The 22978-nt window shown below is 72.6% G+C and carries 22 protein-coding genes; 7 read left to right on the top strand and 15 right to left on the bottom strand.

Annotated elements, in window-relative coordinates; genetic code table 11:
- Window positions 1–9: 9 nt before the first annotated feature.
- From CW359_RS07840 to CW359_RS07780, 13 genes are all read right to left on the bottom strand, one after another.
- Window positions 10–642 (bottom strand): hypothetical protein, encoded by a 633-nt coding sequence (locus CW359_RS07840; protein WP_105969044.1) that lies wholly within the window; start codon window positions 640–642, stop codon window positions 10–12.
- Complete coding sequence (locus CW359_RS07835; RefSeq protein WP_105969043.1) at window positions 635–3769, bottom strand: LamG domain-containing protein; 3135 nt, start codon at window positions 3767–3769, stop codon at window positions 635–637. The genes CW359_RS07840 and CW359_RS07835 overlap by 8 nt, the downstream gene beginning before the upstream one ends.
- A complete protein-coding gene (locus tag CW359_RS07830) occupies window positions 3766–5073 on the bottom strand; it encodes a baseplate J/gp47 family protein (RefSeq protein ID WP_105969042.1) in 1308 nt (435 codons plus the stop codon). The genes CW359_RS07835 and CW359_RS07830 overlap by 4 nt, the downstream gene beginning before the upstream one ends.
- A 7-nt stretch (window positions 5074–5080) precedes the next feature.
- Entirely contained in the window at window positions 5081–5470 is a 390-nt protein-coding gene (locus tag CW359_RS07825) for a GPW/gp25 family protein (RefSeq protein WP_105969041.1), read from the bottom strand.
- The gene (locus tag CW359_RS45165) at window positions 5467–5778 is read right to left on the bottom strand and encodes a hypothetical protein (RefSeq protein WP_105969040.1); all 312 of its coding nucleotides are present in this window, start codon (window positions 5776–5778) and stop codon (window positions 5467–5469) included. Before CW359_RS45165 ends, CW359_RS07825 begins: the two co-directional genes overlap by 4 nt.
- Complete coding sequence (locus CW359_RS07815) at window positions 5778–7502, bottom strand: hypothetical protein (RefSeq protein WP_105969039.1); 1725 nt, start codon at window positions 7500–7502, stop codon at window positions 5778–5780. Before CW359_RS07815 ends, CW359_RS45165 begins: the two co-directional genes overlap by 1 nt.
- A complete protein-coding gene (locus CW359_RS07810; protein ID WP_157968506.1) occupies window positions 7499–7867 on the bottom strand; it encodes a hypothetical protein in 369 nt (122 codons plus the stop codon). The genes CW359_RS07815 and CW359_RS07810 overlap by 4 nt, the downstream gene beginning before the upstream one ends.
- 71 nt (window positions 7868–7938) lie before the next feature.
- Window positions 7939–8445, bottom strand: coding sequence for a hypothetical protein (locus tag CW359_RS07805; RefSeq protein WP_105969037.1), 507 nt, complete (start codon window positions 8443–8445; stop codon window positions 7939–7941).
- A 39-nt stretch (window positions 8446–8484) separates the two neighbouring features.
- Window positions 8485–8784 carry a hypothetical protein gene (locus CW359_RS07800; protein WP_105969036.1) on the bottom strand — a complete coding sequence of 100 codons (300 nt, stop codon included), beginning with the start codon at window positions 8782–8784 and terminating at the stop codon, window positions 8485–8487.
- A gap of 5 nt (window positions 8785–8789) precedes the next feature.
- Window positions 8790–9182, bottom strand: coding sequence for a hypothetical protein (locus tag CW359_RS07795; protein WP_105969035.1), 393 nt, complete (start codon window positions 9180–9182; stop codon window positions 8790–8792).
- Window positions 9183–9192: 10 nt separating this feature from the next.
- Window positions 9193–10329 carry a hypothetical protein gene (locus CW359_RS07790; protein WP_198655128.1) on the bottom strand — a complete coding sequence of 379 codons (1137 nt, stop codon included), beginning with the start codon at window positions 10327–10329 and terminating at the stop codon, window positions 9193–9195.
- 43 nt (window positions 10330–10372) lie between these two features.
- Entirely contained in the window at window positions 10373–11200 is an 828-nt protein-coding gene (locus CW359_RS07785; protein ID WP_157968505.1) for a hypothetical protein, read from the bottom strand.
- A 17-nt stretch (window positions 11201–11217) separates the two neighbouring features.
- Complete coding sequence (locus CW359_RS07780) at window positions 11218–12663, bottom strand: hypothetical protein (RefSeq protein WP_105969033.1); 1446 nt, start codon at window positions 12661–12663, stop codon at window positions 11218–11220.
- Here CW359_RS07780 and CW359_RS45160 point away from each other — a divergent pair.
- Entirely contained in the window at window positions 12653–12829 is a 177-nt protein-coding gene (locus CW359_RS45160; RefSeq protein ID WP_157968504.1) for a hypothetical protein, read from the top strand. The two genes, CW359_RS07780 and CW359_RS45160, sit on opposite strands and share 11 nt — an antisense overlap.
- A 79-nt stretch (window positions 12830–12908) precedes the next feature.
- On the opposite strand, the gene CW359_RS07775 is transcribed toward CW359_RS45160, so the two are convergent.
- On the bottom strand, window positions 12909–13694 hold the full coding sequence (locus tag CW359_RS07775; RefSeq protein ID WP_232838280.1) for an IclR family transcriptional regulator: 786 nt from the start codon (window positions 13692–13694) through the stop codon (window positions 12909–12911).
- Between the two features lie 250 nt (window positions 13695–13944).
- Between CW359_RS07775 and CW359_RS07770 the strand changes: the two genes are divergently transcribed.
- From CW359_RS07770 to CW359_RS07745, 6 genes are all read left to right on the top strand, one after another.
- Window positions 13945–16857, top strand: a complete 2913-nt coding sequence (locus CW359_RS07770; protein ID WP_232838279.1) for an AfsR/SARP family transcriptional regulator — start codon at window positions 13945–13947, stop codon at window positions 16855–16857.
- A gap of 171 nt (window positions 16858–17028) precedes the next feature.
- The gene (locus tag CW359_RS07765) at window positions 17029–18672 is read left to right on the top strand and encodes a glycosyl hydrolase family 28-related protein (protein WP_105969254.1); all 1644 of its coding nucleotides are present in this window, start codon (window positions 17029–17031) and stop codon (window positions 18670–18672) included.
- 58 nt (window positions 18673–18730) lie between these two features.
- Window positions 18731–19993 (top strand): alginate lyase family protein, encoded by a 1263-nt coding sequence (locus CW359_RS07760; RefSeq protein ID WP_105969253.1) that lies wholly within the window; start codon window positions 18731–18733, stop codon window positions 19991–19993.
- Window positions 19994–20069: 76 nt separating this feature from the next.
- Window positions 20070–20510, top strand: a complete 441-nt coding sequence (locus tag CW359_RS07755; protein WP_105969031.1) for an RrF2 family transcriptional regulator — start codon at window positions 20070–20072, stop codon at window positions 20508–20510.
- Window positions 20511–20596: 86 nt separating this feature from the next.
- Complete coding sequence (locus tag CW359_RS07750; RefSeq protein WP_105969030.1) at window positions 20597–21805, top strand: globin domain-containing protein; 1209 nt, start codon at window positions 20597–20599, stop codon at window positions 21803–21805.
- A gap of 119 nt (window positions 21806–21924) precedes the next feature.
- Window positions 21925–22398, top strand: coding sequence for a carboxymuconolactone decarboxylase family protein (locus CW359_RS07745; protein ID WP_105969252.1), 474 nt, complete (start codon window positions 21925–21927; stop codon window positions 22396–22398).
- Window positions 22399–22477: 79 nt separating this feature from the next.
- On the opposite strand, the gene CW359_RS07740 is transcribed toward CW359_RS07745, so the two are convergent.
- Complete coding sequence (locus CW359_RS07740; protein ID WP_105969251.1) at window positions 22478–22864, bottom strand: cupin domain-containing protein; 387 nt, start codon at window positions 22862–22864, stop codon at window positions 22478–22480.
- Window positions 22865–22978: the final 114 nt, after the last annotated feature.

The raw sequence follows: 22978 nt of genomic DNA, 5'->3' as shown, positions 1-22978 counted from the left end.
GGGGTTCCCTCAGGGGTTGGTGTAGGTGAACTGGAAGGAGACCAAGGTGACCGGGTCGGCGGTGGCCACTCCGCTGTTCGCCGAGATCACGTAGCGGTAGTTCGCCAGGTCGACGACGGTGAGCTGGGACGGGGGCAGCGGCACCTCGGTGTTGAGCGGCACGGTGCCGGTGTCGAAGCTGACGATCCGCTGGACGCCGCCGTCGGTGACCGAGACCCGGTTGAAGAAGAAGGTCGTGTTCTGGCCGCTGGGCGGTGCGCCCCGGCCGCAGACCCGCAGCGAGGTCACCGTGACCCGGTCGGGCAGCGCCAGCGGCAGCATCCCGCCGGGTGCGGCGGACGCGGGTGCGACGGCGTTGCCCGAGTTCTGCAGGGCCCACGCGCCGACGGCGCCGGAGCCGGGGACGGGCTGGAGGGCGGGCGCGAAGGAGACGGTGACCGTGCGCGGCACGGTGGGCACGCGGGCGGCCAGCCGGTCGAGTTCGGTGCCGATCTGCGCGACCACCGTGGACACGCCGCCCAGGTCGCCCTCGATGGTCTCGAACCGGATGTTGAAGCCGTTGGTGCCGCCGGCCTCGCACCGGTCGACGTTGTCGACCCAGGCGAAGTGGTGGAATTTCGGTGTGTAACTGAAGTCAGCCACGAGTGCTGTCCCTTCGTGTGCCGGCCCCTCGTAGCGGTGGCAGCACGCTGCGGATGCGGAACTTGGGAAAGGTGAAGTCGGGGTTGACCTCGGCGAGATTGCCGCGCACCTCGACGGTGTGGTCCCGGACGAGCCGGGTGTCGACCTCGATGCCCACCGGGTGCAGGGCGTTGAGGATGTTGAGGATCAGGTCGTACTGGTCCTTGGAGATCACCGTGTCCGGGTTGTCCAGCTCGGGCCGCAGCCCGACCCGGAAGGTGTACGGGGCGAGCTGGTCGCCGAGCAGATAGCTGGCCTGCGCCCACGCCGCCCCGGCCGACTCCCCGCGCAGGACCGTGGCCGGCTGCCTGGCGTTGCCGAGGGTGGCGCGGGCGGTGCCGAAGGTGCCCGTGGCCCAGCCGAGCCGGACCCGGTCGGCGCCGGTCGGGCCGGGCGTCCCGGCGTCGCCGACCAGCGCGGGCCGCACCGACAGGCTCACCGTCTCGCCCTCGTCGACCTCGACGACCGTGCCGTCGGCCGCGCTGTCGTCCGGGCCGTGCACGACGACGAGTTCGCCCGGGGCCTGTCGTACGACCACGGCGGCGCCGTCGTGTTCGACCTGGCCGAAGCCGACGGCGTGGGCCAGTGCGGCGAGGGTGCCGGGCGGGACGGCCGGGTGCGCCAGGTCCAGGGTCCGGCCGTGGGCGGCGAACTCGTCGCCGTCCGGCCGGAACGCGGACCGCACGGTGAGCCGGCCGTCGGCGGACCGCCGGTCCAGTTCGGCGAGCAGCGCGTCCAGGGTCCGGGCCACGGCCGGCTGCATGAGGCGGTGGTCGGCGTCGGCGCCGTAGTCGACCCGTGGGTCGTCGTGGCGTACCAGGAACCGCCGGTCGAAGAACTCGTCGGGGTCGCTCACCACGTCGGCGGGTGCTCCGAGGGTGCCGTCGGCGGCGATCGTGTCCCCGTCCGGGAGGTCGGGCACGCCGATGCGCAGCGCGCGGCTCGCGGACACGGTGTGCCTGCCCCGGGTCACCTCGGCCTTCACGATCAGCCCGCCGGGCGCGGTGGCCCGTACGGCCGTGGCCGAGGTCGGGCGGCCGAGCGGGCCGGTCGTGGTGAGCGTGGCTCGGCCGGGGCCCGCCGGTACGGTCAGCCAGCGCAGTACCGAGTCGGCGGGCGGTGGCGGGCGCAGGGTCAGGGCCGCCGTCCGGCCGACGTCGAGGTCGGTCGGGCCGGCCGGGGGCGGGGTGAGGTCGACGGCGAAGTAGTCACCGGGTGCGTGGGCCGCGTACACCCGGGCGCCGTCGGGCCGGTCCTCGGTGCGCAGGTGGACGAAGGCGAATCCGGCGCGGTGGGCGAGTGCGGCCAGCCGGCCCGGCGCGATGATGCCGTGTCCGAGCAGGACCGCGCGTCCGGTGGCCCGCAGGTCGCTCGCCCCTGGATCGTAGGCGGCGCCGACGCGCAGCCGGCCCGGGGCGCCGGGTTCGGCGGAGAGCAGGGTGCGCAGGCGGTCGAGGGTGTCGGCGACGCCGACCTGTACGAGGTGCGGGTCGGCGCCGGGGGGTGGGTCGGTGAAGTCGACGTCCGGGTGGTCGTAGCGCAGCAGGAACACCGGGTCGAACCGTTCCTCCTGCTCGGCGGTGCCGACGGCGTCCGCCTCGCTCGGCTCGCGTCGGCCCGCCGCGTCGATGTGCTCGCCGGGTCGCAGTGCGACCGGCCTGACGCGTACCGGGCGGGTGCCTCGGACGAGGGTGGCGTTGGTGTCCTCGACGACCAGCGGGTCGCTCAACCCGCCTATGGTGCCGACGAGTTCGTTGAGCATCGCCGCGAGGTTGGCCGGGGTGGGCAGCGCCCAGCGCCGGAACAGCCTCAGGCGCCTGCGGTAGTGCTCGTCGGCCTCGCCGAGCACGGGCGCGAAGTCGGTGCGGGCCACCGCGGAGATCCGTACCTCGTCGATGACACCCCGGAAGGCACTGCCGCCCGGGCCGATCCGCAGCGGCGCGGTGTTCACCACGGCACCGAGAGCGCCGAGTCGGCCGGTGGCCCGCAGTACGCCGTCGACGTGGAGGCGGAGTTCGCCCGCGGTGCGGTCGAGGACGCCTGCGAGGTGGGTGAAGGCGTCGGTGGGGAGGCTGAGGTCGGCGAACAGGGTGAGGGGAGGTGTGGTCCCGTCGCTGACGAGCAGCCGTGGGTTGCGGGCCACGCCGCGGCCGAACTCGCCGACGGAGAGCAGCCAGCCGGCCCCGGTGGCGTCCGGCGCGGGGTGCCGGAACAGCACCTGGCCGTCGCCGCCGCCCGCGTCGGGCCGGACGAAGCACTCCACGGTGGCGCTGCCGTTCGCGGCGATGTCGAACGCGGTCCCGGTCGGCACGTCGACCACGGCGTCCGCCGCGCGGAAGCCGAAGGCGGCGCCGTACCGGCCGGGCGCCCCGCGCTGCACCGTGGCCGTCGGGGTGCCCGGATGTCCGGCGCGGCCGGGGTACTGGCCGGTGACGTCCTGGACGGCCGCGCTCCCGGGGGCGTCGTCGAGGTGGTAGAGCGCGACGGTGCCGGCGTCGAACCCGTAGGGCAGCGGCGGGAATCGGGGCACGCCGAGGTCGGCGCCGATCAGGTCGAGGCTGCGGCCGGTCGCCGTTGGCAGCCTGCGCTGGGCGACCGTACGGGCCAACTGGCCGCGCAACTGGTCGCGTTCACCGCCGAGGACCCACAGCACCTTCGCCGTGGTGCCCAGCAGCGCGGTCAACCGCCAGGCCAGGTCCGGGCGTCGATCCTCCGGTGCCGGTGCCGTCCGCAGCCCGGTGACCCTGATCTCGGCGGAGACGGGTATCGCGAGCGCGACGGAGGCACCGGTCACGGTCCCGGCCGGGAAGGTCGCCCGGACCGTCTCCGGCGGGCCGCCCGGCCGGGTGGTGTAGGTCACCGTCACGGTCGTGTCGACCGCCAAGTCCCGTGCCGCGACCAGCACATGACTGGGCTCCGGCGACCGGCCGAAGCGGCTGTGGTGCTCGGTGAAGTCGTACGGTGCCACCTCGGCGGCCGACGGATCGGCGCCCGGCAACAGCCGCAGGCCGAGGGTGTCGGCGCCGCGCGCGAACGGTGTCGTGAGTCGCCCGCTCATCCGGACGGCGGCGAGCCCCGGCGCCGTCATGACGTCACCAGCGCGATGTCCAGGGCGTCCCCGCTCGGCGAGAACACCGCCAGCTCGGTCGGTCCCATCACCAGGTTCTCCCCCACCTGTGCCTCCACGGTCACGCTCTGCCGGGCCACCGCGCCCAGGGCGGTCGGCCCGGACGCCACCGGGCCGCGCCGCAGGTGCAGTTGCTGCACGTCGGCCACCCCGGGCTGTTCCACGAAGGCCCGCACCACCTGCGAGTACAGGACGTCCCCGCCGAGCCGCAGGCTGCCGATGTCGGTCGCGAGCCGCTGCCGGATCGAGGCCAGCAGGGCCGCCCCGTCCGAACCGGGCTGTACGACGACCCTCGCCCGGACGCCGACCTCGACATGGATGGCCTCGACGATGTTCGGGTGGACACCGACCGGCCGTACCGTGTCGACGGCCGCCGTGACCCGCTCGAAGATGCCCCGGACGGGCCCGACGGTCCGCCAGGGCGCCCGGGCGTCGTGGGCCACCAGGACGTTGAAGAAGTACGGTTCGCCGATCCGCCTGGCCTCCGAGCTGAAGGCCCGCTGGTCGAAGGCGAACGTGCCGAAGTAGCTCTGCGAGACGTCCACCCCGCCGAGCGGATCGGACAGCACCACGTCCAGTACGCCGCTCACCCCGAGCGCGGCCTGCGCGACCGACTCCACCGTCCACAGGTTGCGGGCCAGTCCGGCCAGCCGGGCCCGGTAGGTGTCGTCGGGGACCTTGCGGTCGCCGCCGACGGTCGCCCGCGGGTTGGTCACGGTGAGGGTGGCGGTGCCGAGGTCGGCCAGGAAGACCGACCGGTAGGTGGGGTCGACGGCGTCGATCGCGCCGGCCGCGACGTTTCCGCCGGGACCCGGTTCGAAGGCGACTACGTCCACCGCGGCGGTCCGCCCCGCCGCGTCCAGGGTGACCGGGGCGGTCGTACCGAAGGCCCGTACGGGTGCCCCGGTGACCAGGATGGTGCCCTCGGGCACGGTGTAGCGGCGGCCGGGTGCCCCGCCGTCCAGGGTGATCCGTACCGTGCCGGTGGCGGGGAGGCCGGGCCTGGCCAGGCCCATGTCCTCGCCGAGCAGGTCCAGGTTGTCGCCGAAGGCGGTGGAGATGAAGTTGCCGTAGTACAGGTCCTCCATCCGCTTCCACAGTTCGCCGTCCTCGGCGGCGGTCACCTCAAGGATCTTGCGCAGCGGGCTGGTGGCGGTCAGGTCGATGTCGTCGAAGACGGCCCGGGCCCGCTCGAACGCCTCGCTCAGGATCCGATCGACCGGCTTCAGCACGAAGCCGTCCTCGGTCACTCCGAAATCGGTCATCCCCCGCTCACACCCCCACGTCCACGAGCAGCGTCAGCGGATCGCCCGCCACCGTGTCCAGTTCGACCCGTACGGTCCACACGCGCCGGTCCCGGTCCGGGCCGTCCTCGAAGACGACCTCCCGGACGTCCCGGACCCGCGGATCGGTGCCCAGCGTGCGGACCAGGTTCAGCTGGACCAGCTGCCTGGCCACCGACACCGGGTCGGGCCGGGTGAAGATCCGGCCGATGTCCAGGCCGTAGCCGGTGTTGAACGGGTCGGACCCGAACGGGGTGAGCAGCCGCAGGGTCAGCGCCTGGCTGAGGTTGGCCACGGACTCGACCTCCCGCAGCGCTCCCCCGGTCACCACCAGGTCGCCGTCGTCCAGCAGCAGACCGCGACCGAACGAGGTGGTCATGCCGCCTCCAGTTTCGTCTGGCCCGGGTCGGACACCCGCCACGAGCCCGCGTTGGTCGTCCCCTGGGCGCTGACCAGCAGCACGGGCCGGCCCGCCACGGTCAGCGTCGTGCCGACCCCGGCGGCGACCGCCACGATCCGCACGCACGGCGTGGAGAGGGGGCAGCCGACGATCTGGGCGAGCCGCAGGTCGTCCGCCAGCAGCACCGGCGATCCGTCCACGGTGAGCGCGCGCAGGCCGGCCCGTGCGAGCACGGTCCCCTGGTGCTGGCAGCGGAGGGTGGCGGCCTCGGTCAGGACGGCGGGCATCAGGTCACCGCCACGGACGTGCCGTCGAGCTTCATGCTGACCGAGCCGTTGGTCAGGGTGATGGGCCGGTCCGATGTGCTGATCGTGACCGCGCCGTCGGAGTCCACTGTGATCATCGTTCCGCTCTGGTGTTCGATGGTGATCGAGTTGTCGGTGGGTGGATCGGGCCGGGTGCCGACCTCGGGCAGGCTGTCGGTGCCGACGAGCACGCGCAGGGCGGCGACCTGGATGACCCGCTGCCCGGCCGCGTCGGTGAGGTCGTTGGCGCCCTTGCCCCGGGGCAGGCCGTCCTCGCCCAGTTCGGTGGGCAGCGCCAGCCAGTGGTCGCCCGTCCGGTTGGCGGGCCGCTCCTGGGCGGGGTTGTCCGGCCAGACGAAGCCGGTGATGACCGCGTCGTCGACCTCGCCCCGGTTGTGCGCCAGTACGGCGCGCATCCTCGGGTAGACGGGCGTGATCAGCCCCGTCCGGTGGAAGGCGAACGCCGACGCGATCGGCTTGTCGTTCAGCTCGACGGCGGTGTCGACCGGGCTGGCCACACTGGGCGCCGCCACCCCGGGCCCGGGCCGCTGCCCGTAGTGCAGCGAGGCGACATGCCCGCCCTCGGCGCCGGGCGCGTACCCGGTCACCTCGCCCAGATCGACCGCCGGGTGGTCGGCGCGACCGCGCTCCAGGGCGTCCCGCCAGCGGTCCACCACGCCCTGTACGCCGGTGTGGACCTCGGCGCGTTCGCCGGGCAGGGCCGCGATCAGCCGGAGCTGCGCGGTGTAGCCGGAGCCGACGCGGAAGGAGTGCACGACGTGGGACAGCCGCAGCGGCCCCGTCGGCACGCCGGACAGGCCGGTGGTGGTGGCCACCTGGCCGACCCGCAGCCCGGGATGGCCGAGCACGGTCAGGTCGAGCGTGGTGCGCACCGGCGGCAGCACGGCCGGCTCGGCCCCCGGTACGTCGTTCTCCGCCGCCCTCGGCGGAAAGGCCGGACGCGCCCCGGTGTCCTCGGCGGTGGAACTGCTGAGGGCGACCAGGTTGGTGTCCGGGTCGAACACGACGGGCGCCGGATCGGTGAACGCGCCGACCGCCGCCCCGAGATGGACCGCGCGGTCCCGCACCACCAGCGGCACGTCGGCCCGCGCGGCGAGCGCGCCGAGCGCGTCCAGTGCGGAACCGGCCCGGACGGTGAAGTCCAGCGGACCGCCGACGGTCGAGCCGTCCGCCAGCGGCACCCCGGCGGCTCCGGCCAGCGACTTCGCCAGGTCGACGCTCTCGGTGCCCACCCGCCGATCGCGTTCGACCGGCGTGTTGCGCAGCAGATAGCCGCCCTCCTCCTGGCCGCACAACACGGTGCGGGAGAGGCCGTCGGCGCCGACGCTGCCGGTCACGGAGACGATCCGGCCGACGAGCACCTGCCCGGCGGTCGTCGTCCTGGTCGTCGGCTCGTCGAAGTACCCGAGGTGGATGGTGACGTTGACGGGCCCGGCGGCGTGCGTGTTCTTGATCAGCTCGGTGACGCGGCCGGGCAGGTTGATGAGACAGACCTCGAAGGTGTCCGCCGCCGCGCCGTCGGTCATCGTCACGGTGATGTCGGCGTCGATGACCAGGGAACCGCTCAGGACGTCGTTGGACACCTTCAGCGGCAGCCCCGTACCGGACTGCCCGGCCAGGGAGGCCACCGAGCCGGACACGCCGGCCTCGGCGATCTCGATCCGGTACCACAGGACGAAGCTCATACGAGTGCCACCCCGCCGACCACCTCGGAGCCGAAGGAGCCCGCCGCGTTGAGGTTGCGGAGGTCCAGCCGCATCGTCCGGAAGGTCAGGGCGAGTTCGGCCGCGAGGTACTCCACGCCGGGCACCAGCTTGCGGCGCAGGATCGTGACGGGCCCGCCGGGTTCCTCGCGGTCCACCGACAGCACCAGGAACGCCCGCGCGGTCGGCAGGTCGAGCGGAGCGGACGGCGCGCTGTCGACGACGTCCTCGGCCACATTGGCGTACAGCCGGAACTGGTAGTTGCGGCCGGACACGGCCAGCCGGAACGCCTGCGGGAAACCCTCGTCGGCGTCGATGGGCAACCTGAGAAAACCGCGCGTCGCCACGGATGCCTCCTTCCTGGTCCTGGTGTTGGTGTTGAAGCGGGTGCCGCCGCTCGTGTCGATCCGGTGAGCGGCTAGAACACGCCCTGTACGGCCCGTGCGATCGGGTTGGGTGCCACCGAGCCCGGCAGCAGCGCGGTCCCGGCGCCCACGGCGAGGTCCGCCACTTCGCCGACGACCGCGAGCAGGCTCGACCGGGGCACCTCGATCAGCGCGACCGACACATCCAGGGCGTCCCGTCTGGCCACGCTCTGGGTGAAGTGCAGTTCGGTGATCTGCATGTCCAGGCTGATCGTCAGCCCGGACACCACGGGGATGCCGTTCGGCAGCAGGGCCGCCGAGGTCGCCACCAGCGCCCTGGACGTCAGCGCCAGGGCCTCCAGCGCCTTCTTCAGCGCCCACCGGTCCGAGCCGATCAGCAGCGCCTCGATACTGATCTGCTTCTTGGTGGGCCGGGTCGCCTGGAGGAACCGGCTGCCCATGATCCGTTCGATCTCGTAGCCCTCGACGACCGTCATCCTCTGTACGTAGAGCAGTGGTACCGGCCCCACCAGCACCGGCACGTTCGTCGCCGTCGCCATGTCTCCCCCCGCGCTTGTCGTTGCGGCCGGTGCCGGGCCTCAGAGCCGGCCGGCCAGCTCCCGCCCGAGTTGGTCGAACACCTGGCCGACCAGCTGTGCGCTCTCGCTCTCGGGCAGTGAGCCCACCGCCTGGATCTCGACCGGGAAGTGGTAGTTGACCACCGGCCCGGCGTCGGCCCCTGCCCCGGTGGCGGCCGGTGAGACGGCCGCCTCGCTGCCCGGCGCGGGCACGATGTACTCGCCCTCATGGACCAGCGCGATCCCCGTGCGGTCCACCCGTCCACCGGCGGCGAACCCGGGCAGTTCGAACGAGCCGCCCGTCTCGTCCTCGGCGTCCACGGCGGCTACGCCTCCAGCCCGACGTCCAGCGCCAGACAGCTGAAGCTGGCCTGCGGTACGCCGTCGATCACGACGTTGCTGGGGTTGGCCGAGGTGACGACGCAGCGGGCGAACTTCATCGAGTCGAACGCCCAGTCCGTGCCCTTCTTCTCGGCGACCACGATCGCGAACTCCTCGCCCTTCGAAGCCAGTTCGGTCAGATCGGCGACCGCCGAGGCGACGGCCGGCACCGCCATCACGAACGTGAAGGTGAACGGCTGTCGGACGAAACCGACGTTGTCCGCCTCGATGCTGTGCAGCACGGTGTGCGGCACGTTGAACGTCGGGGTGAAGCTGGATATCGGGGTGATGGTGCTGTCCCCGAGCTTCACTTCCAGCCTGGTGTTCCAGTCCGGCATCGGTGCTCTCCTAGTCGAACTTCAGCGTGATGGACAGCCGGTGCAGGGCACCGGCGTAGTGGATGGCGACCATGATCTGGACCATCCGCCGCACCTCGGCCTGGTGGATCCGCTCGGCCTCGGCGGGGGTGAGCGTCGCCGGGTCCTTGTCCAGGAGGGTGAGCAGGGGGACGAAGACCTCGAAGCCGTTCAGTACGTCGTTCTGGACCTCGGGGACGAGGATCGCCTCCAGCCGGGCGATCAGCGCGCGCAGCCCCGAGCGGCTGATCCGCACGTTGCCGATCGTCCTGATGAGCTGGGCGTTGAGCCGGAAGTTGAGGTCGTCGACCGTGCGCACGGCGTCGATGTACTTCGTGCCGCCCGCGTTCCCGGTGTAGCCCTCCCCCATGTAGACGCCCCCGCCGGGGATGATCGACGGGCTGGTCAGCCAGTTGACGCCGTGCCCGGCCGGTCCTGACTCGAAGGTCTCCGCGCCGTTCAGGTCCTCGATCTGGGCCTGGGTGAAGGACGGGCTGGTGATGTTGACCGGCTTCAGCAGCAGCGAGATGTGCGGCTGGTGGCCCGCGATCGTGCCGGCCACGGCCGCCGCCGCGTCCTGGTCGCTGCGGTGGGCGATGTAGACCATGCGCTCGTGGGCCAGGATGCCCTTCACCGGCTTCGGATCCGCGGAGTCCTTGGGCAGCATGGCCACGCCCATCCGCTGCCTGCCCTCGCCGCCGGTCTCCGACACCGAGGCAACATGCCTGGCCAGGCTCACCAACGCGCCCTCGGGGGCCTCGGCACGGCCGGTGGTCTCGTCGAGCGGGGTGTTGGCCAGCACGACCAGCTGGACGTCGAGTCCGGCGACGACGTCGAGCGCGGCCGTCCAGTCCGGGTCGTCCTCGTCCACCCGCACGGCCGTCACCAGGGACGGGCCGGGCGACTGCGCGAAGGCGAGCGCCACGGCCTCCCCGAGGTCACCGGGCGCGCGTCGGCGGGCCTCGGCCGGGTCGGTGAAGTCGAGCGGGACGTTCACCTCGGCCGGATCGGTCGGCGGCGACTTCTCGGGCAGGGTGAGTGTGCCGACGACGGCGATGTTGCCGTACGCGCGAACGGCCGGCGCGAACAGATCGACCACCGGTTTCACCCGGACATAGCGGACGGTCATAGGTCCCTCCTCCAATTCCTCGGTTGTTCGGTTGTTCGGTTGCTCAGTTCGTGTTCAGGAACAGCGCCGCGACGCCCGCCCGGGCGAACAGCAGCTGGACCTCGGCGGCGGTTGTCCCGCTCCCGCCGATTCCCTCCTCGGCGAATACGACGGCGCCCGCATAGGCCGCCGTGCATTCCGCCGGAATCGCGCGCGGCGGACCACCGATCACCTCTCCGCTCGTCTCCCGGATGATTCGGGCGGCGCGAAGTCCCTCGGCGATGTCGAAGGGGTCGACCGCCGTCGCGGCGAGCGTGACATTCAGGGTGTACGTGTTCTCCGGGTCGTCCGGATCGAACGGGGCGGCGGCCCGCAGCCGTACGGTCGTCAGCAAGTACTGGAAGGCGTCGCGCAGTTCCTCCACGGTGCCGATGCCGTGCTCGGCCATGAACGCGTCCAGGTCGATGAAGGGGAACTGCCGGCGGAACTCGTCCAGGGTGGTGAAGTTGTCGGCCGCCTCGGAGACGACCGATTCGGCACCGGCCGGGTCGACCTCCGCGACCAGCGTGACCCGCAGCCGGGCCAGGAGGTCGATCCAGACCGGATTGCGTGCCGTCGCCTCCTCCAGGGCGAGTTCCGTGCGGGCGTAGCCGGGGACCGTCCGGGTCCAGGTGCCGGTCTTGCGGCCGGTCGCGAAGAGCGGGTGCTGCAGGTCGAGTCCGTCGACCGTCACGTCCCGGACCCGGTCGATGCGGACCGCCGACAGGTCGTACGTCGCGGCCAGCAGGGTGCGGACCAGTCGGCGTTCGGTGTCGGCGGCGGGCAGCAGCAGTGCGCCGAAGGCGGCCGGATCGCCCAGCTCCAGCATCACCCGGTCCCTGAATGACGTCACGTGCGTGATCCCCTCGGCTACAGGTGCAGGGTGACGGTGCCGGACGTGGAGACGGTGCTGCCCCGGGAGTTGGTGACGGTGACCGTGAACGGGTAGGTCCCGGTGGTGGCCAGCGGTGCCTGCACCCGCCAGGCCGACCAGTCGCCGCCGGGCGAGGTGTCCTGGGCCGGTCCGGAGGGGCCGTTGGTGAACGCGAACGCGACTCCCGTGATCCCGGACTGGGCGCCGTTGGTCGTCCCGGTGAGGGTGACGGTGTGGGGCAGCGAGTCGACCGGCTGGCCGGCCTCGAAGGGCGCGAGCGTCACCGTGGGCGGCACGCTGTCCCGTCCGACCAGTGACCTGGTCTGCGTCGAGGAGAGGCCGTTCGGGTCGGCGCAGGTCACGGAGATCGACCGGGCGCCCAGGGGTGTCGGGCCGAAGGTGACCGTCTTGTCGAACTGCGTGCCCGTGTACTGGTCGGACGTGGCGGGCAGTCCGTCGTGGGCGATGCTCACCGTGAACGGGTAGAACTGGTCGCTGCCCGACGTCAGCCGCACGGGTACCTGCCCGCCGGCCGGCCCCAGATCGACCGCCCCGCCGTCGGCCGGAGCCACCCAGGTGAACACCGGGGGCCCCTGGGCGACGAGAGTGATGGTGCCGGACGTGGTGACGGTGCTGCCACGGGAGTTGGTGACGGTGATCCGGAACGGATAGGTCCCGGTGGCGGACAGCGCGGCCTGCACCCGCCAGGCCGACCGGTCCCCGCCGGGCGAGGTGTCCTGCGCCTGCCCGGAGGGCCCGTTGGTGAAGGCGTACGCGACCCCGGTGATCCCGGACTGGGCGCCGTTGGTCGTCCCGGTGAGGGTGACCGTGTACGGCAGCGACCTGACGGTCTGGCGGTCGCTGAAGGCGGCGAGCGTCACCGTCGGCGGCACGCTGTCCCGTCCGACCAGTGACCTGGTCTGCGTCGAGGAAAGGCCGTTCGGGTCGGCGCAGGTCACCGAGATCGACCGGGGCCCCGCCGTCGCCGCACCGAACGACACCGGCTTCACGAACTGCGTACCGGCCGCGAACTGGTCCGACGTGGCGGGCAGCCCGTCACGCACGATCCGTACCGTCAGCGGATAGAACTCGTCGGTACCCGCCGTCAGTTTCACCTCGGCCTGGCCGCCGCCCGGCCCCAGATCGACCGTGCCGCCGTCGGCCGGCGTCACCCAGGTGAAGGCCGGAGCGACCGCCGGGGCCACCGAGATCACCCGTGAAGGGGCCTGTGTCTGGGTGCCGTTGGACTGTATGGCGGTCGCCGTGATCGTGTAATTTCCCGCGTTCGCGAAGACCGCGGAATAGCTGGTGCCGCCGCCCCGGTGGTCCCTGAGATTCACCACCGTCGGAATGACGAGATCCGTCTCGACGAAGGTGACCAGATCCACGGGTTCCCAGTGGTTGATGTCCCAGGTCCAACCGGTGCCGGGATTGGCGTTCACCGTGATTCTCACCGGCCGCCCCGCCCGTACTGTTCCGGACGGCCAGGAAATGCTCGCGCTGGGCTGGATGTTGTCCGGCTTCGGCGTGATCCTGGGCGTCGTCACGTCAACCGACTCAATCGACTCAGCCGATTCTTCGACGGTCACGGAATCCCCCTTCTGGTAATGGCCGCTCGCTCCACGCAAACCGTCGCAGAGGCCGTCGACAATCCGTCGACAGTTCGTCGACGGCCGACGGGAGCGGGCTATCTGCCGCCCAGCCGCGCGCTGATCGTCCGGCCCGTCTGCTGGACGACGTCGACGAGCCGCTCCAGGCTGTGCGCGGGATCGGTCACGACGCCCAGGGCCGCGACCGGCGGACCGGCCGGGCCGTACAGCGGCACCGCCAGCCAGCACGCGCCCGCGACCACTTCCTCCCGGTCGAAGGCGACCCCCCGTTCCCGGATCGCCGCGGCCTCGCGCCACCAGGACACGGGCACCGGTCCCGGCGGGAGCCACGAGGGCGCGGCAGCGGCCAGCACCTTGCCCGCCGCCGTGCACCAGGGCCAGACCGCGCGGTCGAGCAGGGGGTCGAGCCTGTCGTCGGTCTCGCAGGCCGTCCAGTCCAGGACCAGCGTCCGCGCCTCGCGCAGGACACCGAGCGCCACGACAGCGCCCGTGATCCGCGCGAGCCGCCGGGCCGGCCCGCGCGCGGCGGACCGCAGCCCGGGGTACGGCTGCCAGTCCCGGCCGAGCCGGAACATCCGCGAGCCCATGCGGTAGCCGCCGTGACCGCGCTCCACGGCGCCCAGTTCGACCAGTTGTTCAAGCAGCCGGTACGCGGTCGTCTTGGGCAGTCCGCACTCCGCCGCGAGCCTGGTCAGCCCGGACTGCCCGCCCCGCTCCACCGCTTCGAGCAGCCCGAAGGCGCCCTCCAGCACGCTCCGCCCGCCGCCGTCTTGCACGGCGGGCGCGGCCGTCCCGAGCCGCCCCGGTCCGGGCAGCGGGTCCAGCCGCCGGACCGGCACGGCCGCCGTCTCCGGCGCCGTCACTGTCGTGGCTCCCCGTGCCGCTTGCTTCACGTCCGCCCCCCAGCCGGCGCCCGTCCCGCACGGCTCGCCGAGTCCCCCGACTCTTCGCGCCGCCATTCCCCTTGTGCGGGGCGCCGCCGTGCGTGGACACCTCTCCGGCCCTCAGACTGGCGTCCGAATGTGGCTCAGAACGTTGTCGATAGGTTGTCGCCCGGCGTGAGAGTGTGCGCGACACGTGGAGACGATCTGCACAGGGGGTGTGGGGATCGTGGTGGACTTGCGACTTCTCGGTCCGGTGGAGCTCTCGGCAGGGGGCCGGACGGCGGAGGTCGGGCCACCCCAGCGCCGGTCCGTGCTGGCGGCGCTCGCGGTGGACACCGGCCGGCCCGTCACGGCCGACGTGCTGATCCAGCGGGTCTGGGGCACTGATCCGCCGGACGGGGCGCGGCGCGCGCTGCACGCCCATGTCGCCCGGCTGCGGCGGCTGTGCGAGGAGACCGGGGCCCCGGCGGACGCCCGGCTGCGGCTGGCCCGCCGGTCGGGCGGCTACGTCCTGGAGGCTCGCCCGGAGCAGGTGGACGTGCATCGGTTCCGTCAACTGGTCGGCCTGGCCCGGGAGTCGGGGCGGACCGAGGAGGCGCGGGCGTCGCTGCTGCGGGAGGCGCTCGGTCTGTGGCGCGGGGAGCCGCTGGCCGGGCTCGGCGGGCCGTGGGCGGGGCGGGTGCGGGAGGCGTGGCGGCAGCAGCGGGTGGACGCCGTCGTCGGGTGGGCCCGGCTGGAGACGCGCGTCGGCGATCCCGTAGCCGTGATCGGCCCGCTCACCGAACTCCTCGGCGAGTACCCGCTGGTGGAGCCGCTGACCGGCGCCCTGATGCGGGCGCTGCACGCCGCCGGACGCGGCTCGGAAGCCCTGGACCGCTATGCCGGGGTCCGCCGCCGACTGGCCGACGAACTGGGCGCCGACCCCGGCGCGGAGCTGCGCAAGGTGCACGAGGAGATCCTGCGCGGCGGCCTGTCCGAACCCGCCTCCTGGCCAACCACCCGCCCCCCGGTCCGAACCGTCCCGCGCACACCTCCCCCGGCCCGCCCACCGACGGGACCGGCACCCCGGCCGGGCGAGATCCCGGGCCAACTCCCCATGGGCGTACGAGGATTCACCGGACGGGACAGGGAACTCGCCCGACTGGAGGAGATCCTGGCCTCGGCGGTGGACCAGCCGTCGGCGGTGGTGATCTCGGCGGTGTCGGGAACCGCCGGGGTGGGCAAAACAGCGTTGGCCGTGCACTGGGCACGGCGGGCCCAACAGGCCTTCCCCGACGGGCAGTTGTACGTCAACCTGCACGGGTTCGCACCCGACGGCCCGGCGGTGAGCCCGGCGGAGGCGGTACGCGGGTTCCTGGACGCGTTCGGTGTGTCGCCGGACCGGGTCCCGGCGGGCCTGGAGGCGCAGAGCGGGCTGTACCGCAGCCTCCTGGCCGGGCGCCGTGTGCTGGTCGTCCTGGACAACGCCCGGGACGCCGAGCAGGTCAGGCCGCTGCTGCCGGGGTCGCCCGGGTGTCTGGCGCTGGTCACCAGCCGCAAGTCGCTGACCGGGCTGGCCGCGACCGAGGGGGCCCATCTGCTGACGCTCGGGCTGCTCGGTCCCGTCGAGGCCCGGGAGCTGCTGATCGGGCGGCTCGGCGCGGACCGGGTGACGGCCGAGCCCGCCGCCGTGCGGGAGATCGTCGGCCAGTGCGCGGGACTGCCGCTGGCGCTGGCGATCGTCGCCGCCCGGGCCGCCGCCCAGCCCGGCCTCCCCCTCGCCGCGCTCGCCGGGGAGCTGCGCGGGGCCGACGGACGGCTGGACGCTCTGGACGGCGGCGAGGCGATCAGTCAGGTGCGGGCGGTGTTCTCCTGGTCCTACCGTTCGCTCAGTGCGGGGGCCGCGCGGCTGTTCCGGCTGCTGGGCCTGCACGCCGGACCGGACGCCGCGCTCCCGGCGGTCGCCGCCCTGGCCGACGTACCGGCGCCCCGCGCCCGGGTGCTGCTGGCCGAGCTGGTGCGCGGGCATCTGCTCACCGAGCACCTCCCCGGCCGGTACGCCTTCCACGACCTGCTGCGCGCCTACGCCGCCGAACTCGTCGCCGCCCACGACAGCGACGAGGTCAGGCGCCAGGCGGTGCACCGGATGCTCGACCACTATCTGCACACCGCCCACACCGCCGACGCCCTGCTGACTCCGCTGCCCCACCCGGCACCGCTGCCGCCGCCCCAACCGGGTTCCGGGCCGGTCGAGTTGGCTGACCATCCGCAGGCGCAGGCCTGGTTCAGCGCCGAGCACGCGGTGCTGCTGGCGGCGGTGGAGCGGGCCCCGGCCCGGGGGTTCGACGCGCACACCTGGCGGCTGGCCTCGGCGCTCACCACGTATCTCGACCGGCACGGGTACTGGCGGGCGCTGACCGCCGTCCACACCACGGCCCTCGACGCGGCGGAGCGCCGTGGCGACAAGGCCGGGCAGGCCGACGCGCACCGGGGGCTCGGGCTCGCGCAGGACCGGCTAGACCGGCCCGACGAGGCCCGCGCCCACTATCTGCGGGCGCTGGCTCTGTTCGGCGAGGTCGGCAGTCACACCGGGCAGGCCCGGATCCACCAGCATCTGTCGCGGATGTCGGAGGCGCAGGGCCGCCGCCGACAGGCTCTCGCGCACGCCCACGACAGCCTCGCGCACCATCGCGCCGCCGGTGACCGGGCCGGGCAGTCCGCCGCCCTCAACCACATCGGCTGGATCCTCGCCCAGCTCGGCGACCACCCCCAGGCCCTCGCGCACTGCCGCGAGGCCCTCGCCCTGGCCCGGGAGACCACGGACCTCAACGGGCAGGCCCACATCTGGGACAGCCTCGGCTACATCCACCGCCGGCTCGGCGGCCACGAGGACGCCGTCGACTGCTACCGGCAGGCGGCCGACCTGTTCCACCGGACCGGCGACCGCCACAGCGAGGCGGCCGGACTCGTCCTCCTCGGCGACATCCAGCACGCCACGGCCCAGTCCCACGCCGCCGAGAGCAACTGGACCCGGGCCCTGGCGATCACCGCCGAACTCGCTCTCCCGGACACCGATCCGCTGCGCGCCGGACTGCTGGACCGACTCGGCCCCGATTCCTTGAATGTTCAGCAGGCTGAACCAGCAGCCTTGCCCTGCCCGTGATGGTCCAGGCCAAATAACCCTGTGCCATCTCTTTCGCACTCATTGATGCCATGACATGCTCACCGGTCGACGCAATCCTGAACTTCGTTCATATCCATGACCACGCATGCATGGGAAGGGCGAACGGACATGAGAAACGCGCACACGCACACACCCGACACCTCGAATGTCATGAGCATGTCTAGACGGGCTCTGCTGGGCAGCGCGGTCGCCGTCGCGGCGGCCACCGGAACCCCGGCGGCGGCCGACCCGGGCCCGGCCGAAGTCCCGCTCCTGTGGCGGGAGTTCGGCCGCACTCCCTTCACCCACCCGCAGATCCCGTACATCGGCCGGGCAGGCTGCCACGGCGGGGCGGTGCGCTTCCCCCGCCGCCCCGCCGTGGCCGACGTACGGGACTTCGGCGCCGTCGCGGGCGGCGGGACCGACTGCGCTCCCGCGATCAACCGGGCCATCGCCGCCGTCGGCAGGGCGGGCGGGGGCACGGTGACCGTCCCGCCTGGCACGTTCCGGATCGACGACGTCATCCGCGTGAACCGCTCGCACGTGGTCCTCAGGGGCGCGGGCAGCGGCCGTACGACACTGTTCGCGACGAGGAACCTCACCGAACTCGTCGGCGCGTACGGCTCCCGCTACGGCGGCGACAAGTCGGGCTGGTCCTGGGCGGGCGGGCTCATCTGGCTTGCCCCGGAGGCCCGTTGGCACTCCCTCGTCGCCGCGATCAGGGCGCGGGCGTGGCCCTTCGAGGGCTGGACGGGCAACCGGCGCGACGAGTGGCGGACGCTCACCGCGCTCGCCCCGGCGCGGCGGGGCTCCTGGACGGTGACGGTCGCGGACCCGTACGCGCTGCGCCCCGGCCGGCTGGTGCTGCTGCGCCTCGCCGACGACCCGGACCACACCCTCCTGGAGCACATGTGCGGCGACGGTCCGGGACCGGAGGCCTACCTCTGGGACGACAAGACCAAGCTGACGTCGTACGTCCCCTACGAATGGCCGGTGCGTATCGCCCGGGTCCGGGGCCGGCACGTCACCCTGGAGCGCCCGCTGCCACTTGATCTGCGCCCGGAGTGGCATCCGCAACTGACCACCCATGTGCAGGAGTTGACTGGTTCGGGGGTCGAGGGGCTGACCCTGGAGGCGGCGGAGACCCCGCAACAGCAGCATCTGCTGGACAAGGGGTACAACGGTGTCGTCCTGCAGTGCGCCTACGACTGCTGGGTGGACGACGTGACGGTCCGCCACGTCGACAACGGCTTCGGTCTCGTGTCCGCCTCGGCGTGCACCCTGCGGCGGACACGTGTCGGCGGGCGGGGCGCCCACCACCCGTACTTCTGCCGCGAGGGCTCGCACGACAACCTCGTCGAGGACTTCACGATCGAGGAGCGCACCGGCCCGGCGCCCACGGGCACCCAGCTGCACGGCATCAACGTCGAGGGGCTGTCCTCGTACAACGTCTGGTCCCGTGGCGACATGCGGGCGGGCACCTTCGACAGCCATCGCGGGCTGCCCTTCGCCAACGTCCGCACCGACATCACCCTGAACAACAACGGCCGCCACGGCGGTGACGCGAGCGCCGGTCCCCTGTTCGGTGCCCGCTTCACGCACTGGAACATCCGTGTCACCAACGGCCGGGCGGGGCTGGTCAGGATCGACGGGCTGGCGCCGTACTCGGCGACCGTCGGCATCGACGAGGTCCGGGAGTTCGACCAGATCGACGTGCCGGACTTCCCCGGTGACCTCCACACCCGGCTGGAGCTGTACGGCAGCCCGCACGCGGTCCGGCCGCGGAATCTGCACGCGGCGCAGCGCGCCCTCTGACGCCCGGAGCACCTCACCGCACGTTCACCGACCTGAACGGAGTGGATCCATGAGCGCACTGTCAGCGGTGTCCCGGCTGGGCGTCGTCCTGACGGCCCTCGCCGCCCTCGTCGCCTTCACCACCGGCACGGCCGCACAGGCCACGCCCGAGACCCCGCACACCGCCGTACTGGACGGCACCCGGCTCCAGCAGACCAAGCTGCGTCTCGATCGCGGCGACCGTGAACTGAGGGCTGCCGTACGGGCGTTGCGGGCCCGGGCCGACAACTGGCTCGACCAGGGCCCCTGGACGGTCGTCGACAAGCCGAGGCCCGCGCCCGGCGGGGACGTTCACGACTATCTGAGCCAGGCCCCGTACTGGTGGCCGACCACGCCGCCGACCGCCGACAACCCCTGGGGCTGCCCCTACGTACAGCGTGACGGCGAGCGCAATCCCGAGGTCGACTCGGGCACCGACCGCCAGGACGTGGAGAAGACCTTCGACTCCGTGTACGACCTCTCCCTCGCCTGGTACTACACCGGCGAGCGGAGGTACGCGCGGAAGGCGGGGCAGGTGCTGCGTACCTGGTTCCTGGCCCCGGCCACACGGATGAACCCGAATCTGGACCACGCGCAGTTCATCCCGTGCAGGTTCGACGGCCGGGCCATCGGCATCGTCGACTTCTCGCAGTCCTTCACCAGCGTCCTCGACGCGCTCGCCCTCCTCGACACCGGCGCCCCGGGCTGGACCCGTTCGGACCGCGCCGGCATGGCGAAGTGGAACCGCGACTTCCTGGGCTGGCTCAGGACGAGCGACTTCGGCAAGGAGGAGGCCGCCGCGACCAACAACCACGGCACCTTCTACGACATGCAGCTCGCCGCCCTCGCCTACGCGACCGGCGACAGGGAGCTGGCCCGGCGTACGGTCCTGGGCGTGCGGAGCACGCGGATCGCGGCGCAGATCGCGGCCGACGGGAGCCAGCCGCAGGAGCTGACGCGGACCAGGAGCTGGCACTACTCGACGTTCGCACTGGTCGCCCACACGCGGCTCGCGGCGATCGGCCGGCATGTCGGCGTGGACCTGTGGGCGTACCAGGGCCCGGCCGGGCAGAGCCTGTTCCGGGCGGTGGACTATCTGCTGCCCGCCGCGACGGGCGCCGCCGCCTGGCCGCATCCGGAGCTGGGGTTCCTGCGGTACGCGGCGACCGATGTCGTCCACGCCGCCGCCGACGCCGGTGACGCGCGGGCGCGACGGGCGGTCCGGTCGCTGGAGGCGCCGCCGGGCGGTGACCTGTGGGCGCTGCGTCCGGCGGCGGAGCAACTGGACTCCCTCGCGGGCTGATCGGCGGCTCGTCGTGTGCCGCGGGCCACTCTCAGCTAAATATGCATCTCTGATGCAACATTGCTAGGCTGCTCCCGTGAGGCTGACCAGATACACGGATCTCGCCCTGCGGGCAGTGATGCGCCTGGCCGTCGTGGACGGCGAGGAGCTGCTGACCACGAGACAGATCGCCGACTCCATGAACGTCCCCTATACGCACATGGCGAAGGCGATCGCCCAGTTGCAGCACCTGGGAGTCATCGAGGCGCGGCGCGGGCGGGGCGGCGGGCTGACGCTCACCGGGACCGGCCGGAGCACTCGGGTCGGGGACCTGGTCAGGACGCTGGAGGGGGACCGGGAGGCCGTGGTCTGCGAGGGCGACTCCCCCTGCCCGCTCGCGGGGGCCTGCCGGTTGCGGCGGGCCCTGCGGGACGCACAGGAGGCGTTCTACTCCTCGCTGAACGGCGTGACCGTGGCCGAGCTGGTGACGTCACCGACCGGACCGGTACTGCTGGCGCTGGGCGTTCCTTCGGGCTGACATCCGGTCCCTATCGGTCATCACCCGGCGAGCACCACGACCAAAAATATGCATTTCAAATACCAATTCATTCAGGAGTGTGTCTGATGCTTTCCGCGCAGTCGGTTCCCGTCGTCCGGGCGACGCTTCCCGTGGTGGGAGCCTCGCTGACGACGATCACGGACCTGTTCTACCGGCGGCTGTTCGAGGAGCGTCCCGAGCTGCTGCGGCACCTGTTCAACCGGACCAACCAGGCCACCGGCGCCCAGCGCCAGGCACTGGCCGGGGCGGTGGCGGCCTTCGCGACCCTGCTGGTCGAGCGGCCCGGTGAGCGCCCGGACGCCGTCCTCGCCCGTATCGCCCACAAGCACGTCTCGCTGGGCATCACCGCCGACCAGTACCCCCTGGTCGGACGTCATCTGCTGGGCGCGGTCGCCGAGGTGCTCGGTGACGCCGTCACGCCCGAGGTCGGCGCCGCCTGGGAGGAGGTCTACTGGCTGATGGCCAACGCCCTGATCGCCGTCGAGTACCGGCTGTACGCCGAGGCCGGGGTGGCGGACGGCGACGTGTGGCGGCGCCTGGAGATAGCCGAGCACCGTGAGGAGTCCCCCGACGCGGTCTCCCTGGTGCTGCGCCGGACCGACGGCCGCCCCACCGCCGCGTTCCGGCCCGGGCAGTACGTGAGTGTCCGCGTCGAACTGCCGGACGGCGCCCACCAGATCCGCCAGTACAGCCTGTCCACCGCGCCCGACCACAAGACCTGGCGGATCACCGTGAAGCGCGAGCGGGCGGCCGACGGCACCGTCCCCGACGGCGAGGTCTCGTCCTGGCTGCACACCCACGCCCGCGCGGGCGACACGCTGGACGTGTCACTCCCCGCCGGTGACCTCGTACTGCCGGACGCGGGCACCCCGCTCCTCCTCGCCTCCGCCGGGATCGGTATCACCCCGATGCTGTCGATGCTCGACCATCTCGCCGTCACCTCCGCCACGCGTCCCATCACCGTCGTGCACGCCGACCGCACCCCGCAGGACCACGTCCACCGTGACGAGCAGGCCGACCTGGTGAGCCGCCTGCCCGGCGCCGACCTCCACCTCTGGTACGAGGACGATGCCCACCGCTCCCCCGGCCCCCAGGTCTTCACCGGCCGCGCCACCCTCGGCCACCTCACCCCCGCGCCCGACACCACCGCCTTCCTCTGCGGCCCGCTGCCCTTCATGCGCGCGGTGCGGGGCGAGCTGCTGGCCAAGGGGCTGCACCCGGCGGCCGTCCACTACGAGGTGTTCGGCCCCGATCTCTGGCTCGGCGAGGACTGAGGCGGACGAATCTCCTGTGCGTCTTCCGTGCGTCTGTCACAACCGGCCCGGCCACCCGGTCAACAGTGTGTATCCGCAACACGGTGGACAACGGTGAACAACACGGCGAGGAGATCAACGTGGAATCGCGTCTCAACTACTTCGGCCACCCGCTCGCGGGAAAGGTGCTGAAGCACATCAACTCGGCCGCCAAGCTGGTCGCGGACTCGGCGCTGCCCTCCACGGTGCAGGAGCTGGTGAAGATCCGCGCGAGCCAGATCAACGGCTGCGGCTTCTGCACCGACATGCACACCAAGGACGCCGCCCAGGCGGGCGAGACCCAGCAGCGCCTCCACCTGGTCGCCGCCTGGCGCGAGGCCAAGGTCTTCACCGAGGCCGAGCGCGCCGCGCTGGAACTGGCGGAGCAGGGCACCCGTGTCGCCGACGCGGCCGGGGGCGTCAGCGACGAGGTCTGGGCGAACGCCGCCAAGCACTTCGACGAGGAGCAGCTCGTCGCGCTGATCTCCCTCGTCGCCGTCATCAACGCGTACAACCGCGTCAACGTCATCAACCAGCAGCCTGCCGGGGACTACCAGCCAGGCCAGTTCGGCTGAGCCGGCCCTTCCCCGGTCAGGCCCGCACGGTCCGTCTCCCCGCCGCCCCGACCCACGGCGGGGAGGCGGACCGTCCGCGTCACCCGGCAGGACGTGGTGCCCGGAGCTGGGCCCGCGCGGCGAGTTCCGTGTCGTCGACGAACGTGAGCATCGGGTGGCCCGGTGCGCACAGCATGGTCACCACGAAGCGGGTGGGTGCGTCCGTCAGCGCGTTGCCGTCCTGGTAGTGGATGACGTCGCCGCCCGGTTCCCAGAAGGTCTCCCCGGCCTTGACCACCCGCTCCGGTTCGCCCTCCAGCTCGAAGCGGACGGCGCCCTCGACGACGTATCCGAAGGCCGGTCCCGAGTGGCGGTGCGGCGGGCTGCCCGTGGCGCCGGGCGGCCACTCGACCAGCAGGGTCATCCCCGAGGCGCCTTCGGGGATATGGGGCGGCGTCACGTCCTGCAGCACTCTCGCCGCGGTCATCCAGGTCTCGTCGGTCGACACTGTCGCACCTCCGTGGGCTCTTGCGTCCGGATCTCCCGCACGCTTTCTCGATGAGGAGACCGGACACTCCCCGCTCCTGTGACAGTCCCGGCG

Origin of the sequence: Streptomyces geranii, assembly GCF_002954775.1 — a bacterium.
GTDB classification, from domain to species: domain Bacteria; phylum Actinomycetota; class Actinomycetes; order Streptomycetales; family Streptomycetaceae; genus Streptomyces; species Streptomyces geranii.
This window is presented reverse-complemented; position numbering and strand designations above follow the sequence as displayed.

Coding starts and splice junctions, on each gene's coding strand:
- CW359_RS07830 (WP_105969042.1), bottom strand. CDS start 5,073: ATGACCGATTTCGGAGTGACCGAGGACGGCTTCGTGCTGAAGCCGGTC.
- CW359_RS07765 (WP_105969254.1), top strand. CDS start 17,029: ATGAGCATGTCTAGACGGGCTCTGCTGGGCAGCGCGGTCGCCGTCGCG.
- CW359_RS07750 (WP_105969030.1), top strand. CDS start 20,597: ATGCTTTCCGCGCAGTCGGTTCCCGTCGTCCGGGCGACGCTTCCCGTG.
- CW359_RS07835 (WP_105969043.1), bottom strand. CDS start 3,769: ATGACGGCGCCGGGGCTCGCCGCCGTCCGGATGAGCGGGCGACTCACG.
- CW359_RS07740 (WP_105969251.1), bottom strand. CDS start 22,864: ATGACCGCGGCGAGAGTGCTGCAGGACGTGACGCCGCCCCATATCCCC.
- CW359_RS07805 (WP_105969037.1), bottom strand. CDS start 8,445: ATGGCGACGGCGACGAACGTGCCGGTGCTGGTGGGGCCGGTACCACTG.
- CW359_RS07795 (WP_105969035.1), bottom strand. CDS start 9,182: ATGCCGGACTGGAACACCAGGCTGGAAGTGAAGCTCGGGGACAGCACC.
- CW359_RS07790 (WP_198655128.1), bottom strand. CDS start 10,329: ATGACCGTCCGCTATGTCCGGGTGAAACCGGTGGTCGATCTGTTCGCG.
- CW359_RS45165 (WP_105969040.1), bottom strand. CDS start 5,778: ATGCCCGCCGTCCTGACCGAGGCCGCCACCCTCCGCTGCCAGCACCAG.
- CW359_RS07825 (WP_105969041.1), bottom strand. CDS start 5,470: ATGACCACCTCGTTCGGTCGCGGTCTGCTGCTGGACGACGGCGACCTG.
- CW359_RS07815 (WP_105969039.1), bottom strand. CDS start 7,502: ATGAGCTTCGTCCTGTGGTACCGGATCGAGATCGCCGAGGCCGGCGTG.